Origin of the sequence: Dietzia sp. DQ11-38-2 (genome assembly GCF_014145055.1) — a bacterium.
Classification (GTDB): domain Bacteria; phylum Actinomycetota; class Actinomycetes; order Mycobacteriales; family Mycobacteriaceae; genus Dietzia.
Map to the genome: position 1 here is coordinate 1 of NZ_JAALDW010000445.1, position 5,875 is coordinate 5,875.

Sequence of the window (5,875 nt, forward strand, 5' to 3'; positions counted from 1 at the left end):
GCCGACCACGGTGGTCGGCGGGTGCGGGGATCAGGCCGTGCGTGAACGAGGCGTGGTCCGCCGGGGCGATCATCGAAAGACCATGCGCCCGGGGGTGACGACACCCGGACTACGAGCTGTGGCCCCGCAGTGCCTCCAGCCGCTCGTGCGCCTGCGTCATGATCCGCTGGATCAGCTCGTCGCAGCTGGGCAGGTCCTCGATCATGCCCACGACCTGTCCGGAGGCCAGCACGCCGGCCTCTGTGTTGCCCTCTACCAGGCCGGCCTTGAGCAGCATCGGGGTGTTGGCGGCCATGACGATCTGCTGCCAGGTGCGGTCGGAGGCCTTCTTCATGTTGAGGCCGTCCCGGGCGAGCGTCTGCCACTTCATACCGGTCATGGACTTGAACTTGTTGGCGTTCTGCACCGCGGCGAGCATCCCCTTGACGGGGCTGCCCGACTCGAGGGCGTTGACCAGGCCGGTGCGCAGGACGCGGTGCGGCATCCCGTCGACGCGGGTGGACACGACGGTGTCCTGGAGTCCCTTGTCCAGGTATTGCCTCTTGACCGCGTCCGGGACGCGGGAGTCGCTGGTGAGCAGGAAGCGTGTGCCCATGGCGACGCCCGCGGCGCCGTAGGCGAGCGCGGCCACCAGGCCGCGGCCGTCGAAGAAGCCTCCGCCGGCGATGACCGGGATGGAGGTGTTGCCGGCACCGCCGAGGGCGTCGATGACGCTGGGCAACAACAGCGTCGTGGCGACGGGGCCGGTGTGCCCCCCGCCCTCTCCGCCCTGGACGATCACGGCGTCCGCACCCCAGGAGGCCACCTTGACGGCGTGCTTCGCCGCGCCGATGGAGGGGATGACGACGAGGCCGTTGTCCTTGAGGCGCGCGATCAACTCGGGCTTGGGCGCGAGGGCGAACGACGCCACCTTCACGCCGTGACTGATCATCAGCTCGCATCGCTCGGCGGCGTCCTCGGCATCGGCGCGGAGGTTGACCCCGAAGGGGCGGGTGGTCAGCTCCCTGGTGCGAAGGATCGCGTTCTCGAGCTCCGGATACGTCATCGTGGCCGAAGCGATGATCCCCAGCCCTCCGGCGTTGGCGGTGGCCGCGGTCAGCTCGGGTCCGGAGACCCAGCCCATGCCCGTCTGGACGATCGGGTACTCCACCCCGACCAGCTCGGTGAAGGCCGTGGCGATGGTCGGCGCGCTCATGCGGTCGGCACCTCGCGGTCGCGGAACCCGCGGGGGTCCAGCACGTCACGGATGAGGCGCAGCTCCTCCGCCGAGGGATCGCGGGTGACGCCGGCCTCGGACAGGCCCTCGATCTCGAAGCCGGTGTTCTCCGCGACCTCCTCGGCGGTGACGCCCGGGTGCAGGCTCAGCGCGCGCATCCCGTGGTCGGTCCCGCCGAAGTCGAACACGCCGAGGTTTGTCACCACTCGGTGCAGGTGGTGGTACCGGAAGGCGGGGTCCCCCGGGGTGTACCGGTCGTAGCCCACTCCGCAGACGATGTCGACCTTCCCGGTGAAGACGCGGGTGGAGTGCTTGCCCACCCAGTAGCTGGTCGCGTGGTTGAGCGAGTTGCCGGGCGCACCCCGCAGGCCGAACATCTGTCGCGAGGGCTTCTGGACGTCGTCGCCGAAGGCGGAGAGGTTCTGGTTGCCGAAGCGGTCGATCTGGTTGGCGCCCATCACCACGTGGCGGGTGCCGGCCTGCAGGACGTCGAACACCCGGGGGAAGGGGATGTATCCCTCGAAGTCGATGACCTTTCCCAGCGGCGGGGTCTGGCCGAGGAAGCGGTACTCACCGTCGGTGATGAGCAGGTCCGGCTCGGTGGTCAGCCGCGCGAGCCGCGCCCCGATGGTGGCCATCGGGGTCATGGGCGAGGCGAAGATCTCCCCGGCGCCGGCGAAGATCTCCGCGCACGCGATGGCGCAGTACTCGGCCCTGCTGATGGACTGAGCGGTGGCGGGTCGTGTGGTGGTGTCGGTCATCGCGTGGCTCCCTTGTCTGCGGCAGCGGCGGCCTTCTCGGCGGCGGCCTTCTCCGCGAACGCCGAGACCGCCCTCTGGTACTCCTCCTCGGACCCGGACAGGAACTCGGAGACGAAGTCCGCCCACGACGCGTCGTCCCTGGCACAGGAGGCGTAGTGCTTCTGGAACGCCTCGTCGCGGCCGTAACCGCCGGCAAAGGTGAAGTGCGCGCCGTTCGGGGCTTCGGAGACGGTGTCCACGAACATGCGGCTGAGGAGCATGCGTTGGGGACCGACCTCGGTCATCAGCGCGTCGGCGGAATCCACGACCTCGTCGACCTCGAGCAGGACGGTGTCGGCGGCCATGGCGTAGAGGTCGTCGAAGTACCCGTCGACGCCCGTGAAGGCGGCGTTGCCGTGCCTGTCGGCCTTGTCCAGGTGGATCAGCGCGGCGTCCATCCGAAGGGCCGGCATCGCCACGAGGGTCTCGGTCCGTCCGTCCGCCGGATACGGCGAGTCGACGGTCTTGAGTTCGTCCCCCCAGAAGCGGAACACGTCCGAGCCGAGACCGGCGCGGGTGGGTAGGAACGGCAGGCGGTGCGCGGCGGCGGTGAGGCCGGCCCGGACCATGCCCTCGTCCATCTCGCGGGCGACGATCGAGCCCTCGGTGCGGCGGCGGGCGAACCACGGGTCGTAGAACGGGGCGGAGTCGAGTGACACGAAGCCGTAGTAGGCCTTGGAGACCTTCCCGGCTGAGCAGAGCAACCCCAGGTCGGGGCCGCCGAAGGAGACCACGGTGAGGTCGGTGAGGTCCTCCCGGCGGAGGATCGCCCGGACGAGCGCCATGGGCTTGCGCCGCGAGCCCCATCCGCCGATACCGATGGTCATTCCGCTGCGCAGGCGCGAGACGGCCTCGTCGATACTGGTGCGTTTGTCGCGCGGGGTGGGGGTCGTCGTCACTTGTTCTCGCCCGTCCTCTCGGCTCGATCGGCTCGTTTATCCAGGTTCGTCCCGCTCTTGACGAACTCGTCGCGGTGCTCGTCGGCCACGCCGGCGAGGTTGAGTTCGAAGGTGAAGCCCTGCTCCATCCGATAGGAGGACTTCACGTCGACGGGATCGATGTGGTTGATGGCCTCTTTGGCCGCCCGTATCACACGGGTGTCCTTCGCGGCGATCGTCTCGGCGAGGTCCCGGGCGGCCGCGTCGAGCCGGTCGCGGGGGACCACTTCGTAGACCGTGCCCCACTGGTGCAGTTGCTGCGCGGTGACGGTGCGGGAGGTGAAGTACAGGGTGCGCATCATGTGCGGGGGGACCATTCGGGCCAGGTGGGTGGCGGCCCCGAGCGCTCCCCGGTCCACCTCGGGGAGGCCGAAGACCGCGTCGTCGGAGGCGACGATGCAGTCCGCGTTCCCCACGAGCCCGATCCCGCCGCCGACACAGAAGCCGTTCACCGCGGCGATCACGGGGACCGCGCACTCGTACACCGCGTTGAAGGCCACGTAGCACCCGCGGTTGGCGGCGAGCAGGTGGTCGAAGCCCTCGAAGTTTTGCATTTCCTTGATGTCCACGCCGGCGTTGAACCCACGGCCCTCGGCCCGGAGGATCACCACGTGGACCCCCGGGTCGCGACCGGCGGCGAGGATCTGCTCGCCGAGCTCGAACCACCCCGCCGAGGGTATGGCGTTGACGGGGGGGAAGTCGACGGTGACGGTCGCGATGCCGTCTGCTCCCCTGTCGACGGTGATGCCCATGGTGCTCCCTTCGCACGCCGCCGCTGTGGTTCAGCGGGCGGGTGACTGACCAAACGCTTGCTTGGTAGGCTAGCACGCATGTCGCACATCGATCTGGGTCTGGCGGGCAGGGTCGTCCTCGTCACGGGCGGCGTCCGTGGCGTCGGCGCGGGGATCAGCAGAGTCTTCCGAGAAGCCGGTGCCGTCGTCGTCACCTGCGCGCGGCGCCCCGCGGACGAGGGGTCCGACGTCGGCGATCTCGAGTTCCACTCGGTCGATCTCCGGGACCCCGAGGCGGTTCGCGCGATGGTGGAGCGGATCGTGGATCGGCACGGTCGGTTGGACGTCGTGATCAACAACGCCGGCGGTGCCCCGTTCGCCCTGGCGGCCGATGCCAGCGCCAACTTCCACGCCAAGATCGTCGCGCTGAACCTGTTGTCCGCGCTCACGGTGGCCCAGGAGGCGAACCGGGTGATGCAGCCGGCCGGAGGAGCGATCGTCAACATCTCGTCGGTCTCCGGACACCGGCCCTCACCCGGAACGGCGTCCTACGGCGCGGCCAAGGCGGGCATCGACTCGCTGACGCAGTCCCTGGCCGTCGAGTGGGCGCCCGCGGTGCGGATCAACTCGGTCGTCGTGGGACCGGTCAAGACCGAACTCGCCGAAATGCACTACGGGGACTCCGACGGCGTCGCCGCGGTCGACGCCACCATTCCCATGGGTCGCATGGCCGACCCGCGGGATGTGGGGCAGGCGGCCGCCTTCCTGGCCTCGCCGCTGGCGGCCTACATCACCGGAGCCGAGCTCCTGGTCCACGGGGGCGGCGAGAAGCCGGCGTTCCTCTCGGCGTCCAACGCCAACACCACGTCCTGACAGTCCCGGCCATCACGTCGGCGAACACCACGTCGAGGCCGAACAACACATCGAGGAGAACCATGGGAATCTGCGACGGACGCGTCGTCATCGTCACCGGCGCCGGCCGCGGAATCGGCCGGGAGCACGCCCTGGCCTTCGCGGCAGAGGGCGCGAAGGTCGTGGTCAACGACCTCGGCGCCGGCCTCGACGGATCGGACGTGGGGGAATCCCCGGCCGAGCAGGTCGTGGAGGAGATCCGGGCCGCCGGCGGTGAGGCCGTGGTCAACGGGAACGACATCTCCTCCTGGGACGGGGCACGGGAACTGGTCCACCAGGCGATCGACCACTTCGGGGGGCTCGACGTGCTGGTCAACAACGCCGGTTTCCTCCGGGACAAGATGCTCGTCGGTATGGGGGAGCAGGACTGGGACACCGTGATCAACGTCCACCTCAAGGGTCACTTCGCGCCGCTGCGGCACGCCGCCGAGTACTGGCGCGCCGAATCGAAGGCCGGCCGCCCCCGCCGGGCCAGGGTCATCAACACCTCCTCGGGGGCCGGGCTCTTCGGTTCGGTCGGACAGGGGAACTACGCCACCGCGAAAGCCGGAATCGCGCTGCTGACCATCCAGACCGCCGCGGAGATGAAGGGGTACGGCGTCACCGCCAACGCGATCGCTCCTGCTGCTCGTACCCGCATGACCACCTCCGCCGGGGAGGGCATGGCGTCACAGATGGCGGCGCCCGAGGACGGGTCCTTCGACGCGATGGACCCCGCGAACATCTCGCCGTTGGTCGTGTGGCTCGGGTCGGCGGAGTCGGATGAGGTCACCGGGCGTGTGTTCGAGGTCGAGGGCGGGAAGGTCACCGTGTGCGACGGGTGGCAGCGCGCCGCGACCGAGGACAAGGGCGCGAAGTGGGACCCGGCAGAGCTCGGATCCGTGGTGCCGCGACTGCTCGCCGCGTCCCCGTCGCCGGTGCCGGTGTACGGCGCTCGCTGAGCCGAGCGGCCCGGTCCGGGTCGGGGTCATCCGACGCGGGAACGGAGAAGGAGCCCCGCACCGTGATGGTGCGGGGCTCCTTCTCCATGCCCCGGTTCAGGGCTCCGTGCCCGGATCAACGCCCGGGGTCAGGTGCTCAGTTCTCGGGATCCGGGCAGTTCTGGGCGTCGACCGATCCGGCGCCCGCGAGCTGGTCGACCTGCTCCTGCGGGAGGTCGCAGATCGTGGGCAGCGGCGGCAGGCCCGGCAGCGGCGGCAGGGCGGGAAGCGCCACGCCACCGTTGATCGCCGCGCCGGCGAGTACGAGCGTGCCACCCAGCGAGAGGAACGGCAGGAG

Annotated in this window: 6 protein-coding genes and 1 pseudogene; 2 read left to right on the forward strand and 5 right to left on the reverse strand. The window is 69.9% G+C overall.

Annotated elements, in window-relative coordinates:
• Nucleotides 1–109: 109 nt before the first annotated feature.
• Genes G6026_RS14095 through G6026_RS14110 form a run of 4 tightly spaced genes read right to left on the reverse strand, consistent with a single transcriptional unit; the run spans nt 110 to nt 3,706 of the window.
• Nucleotides 110–1,195, reverse strand: a complete 1,086-nt coding sequence (locus tag G6026_RS14095) for a nitronate monooxygenase (RefSeq protein ID WP_182613535.1) — start codon at nt 1,193–1,195, stop codon at nt 110–112.
• On the reverse strand, nt 1,192–1,977 hold the full coding sequence (locus tag G6026_RS14100; RefSeq protein WP_182613536.1) for a CoA-transferase: 786 nt from the start codon (nt 1,975–1,977) through the stop codon (nt 1,192–1,194). The genes G6026_RS14095 and G6026_RS14100 overlap by 4 nt, the downstream gene beginning before the upstream one ends.
• On the reverse strand, nt 1,974–2,915 hold the full coding sequence (locus G6026_RS14105; protein ID WP_182613537.1) for a CoA transferase subunit A: 942 nt from the start codon (nt 2,913–2,915) through the stop codon (nt 1,974–1,976). Before G6026_RS14105 ends, G6026_RS14100 begins: the two co-directional genes overlap by 4 nt.
• Complete coding sequence (locus G6026_RS14110) at nt 2,912–3,706, reverse strand: enoyl-CoA hydratase family protein (RefSeq protein WP_182613538.1); 795 nt, start codon at nt 3,704–3,706, stop codon at nt 2,912–2,914. The genes G6026_RS14105 and G6026_RS14110 overlap by 4 nt, the downstream gene beginning before the upstream one ends.
• Before the next feature lie 78 nt (nt 3,707–3,784).
• Here G6026_RS14110 and G6026_RS14115 point away from each other — a divergent pair, with 78 nt between their 5' ends.
• Together G6026_RS14115 and G6026_RS14120 are read left to right on the forward strand one after the other, a co-directional pair.
• Nucleotides 3,785–4,558 (forward strand): SDR family oxidoreductase, encoded by a 774-nt coding sequence (locus G6026_RS14115; RefSeq protein WP_182613539.1) that lies wholly within the window; start codon nt 3,785–3,787, stop codon nt 4,556–4,558.
• A gap of 62 nt (nt 4,559–4,620) precedes the next feature.
• The gene (locus G6026_RS14120) at nt 4,621–5,538 is read left to right on the forward strand and encodes an SDR family oxidoreductase (RefSeq protein WP_182613540.1); all 918 of its coding nucleotides are present in this window, start codon (nt 4,621–4,623) and stop codon (nt 5,536–5,538) included.
• A gap of 136 nt (nt 5,539–5,674) precedes the next feature.
• Here G6026_RS14120 and G6026_RS14125 read toward each other — a convergent pair.
• Nucleotides 5,675–5,875 (reverse strand): annotated as a pseudogene (locus G6026_RS14125) (hypothetical protein); the annotation flags it as partial.

Coding starts and splice junctions, on each gene's coding strand:
- G6026_RS14095 (WP_182613535.1), bottom strand. CDS start 1,195: ATGAGCGCGCCGACCATCGCCACGGCCTTCACCGAGCTGGTCGGGGTG.
- G6026_RS14110 (WP_182613538.1), bottom strand. CDS start 3,706: ATGGGCATCACCGTCGACAGGGGAGCAGACGGCATCGCGACCGTCACC.
- G6026_RS14120 (WP_182613540.1), top strand. CDS start 4,621: ATGGGAATCTGCGACGGACGCGTCGTCATCGTCACCGGCGCCGGCCGC.
- G6026_RS14100 (WP_182613536.1), bottom strand. CDS start 1,977: ATGACCGACACCACCACACGACCCGCCACCGCTCAGTCCATCAGCAGG.
- G6026_RS14115 (WP_182613539.1), top strand. CDS start 3,785: ATGTCGCACATCGATCTGGGTCTGGCGGGCAGGGTCGTCCTCGTCACG.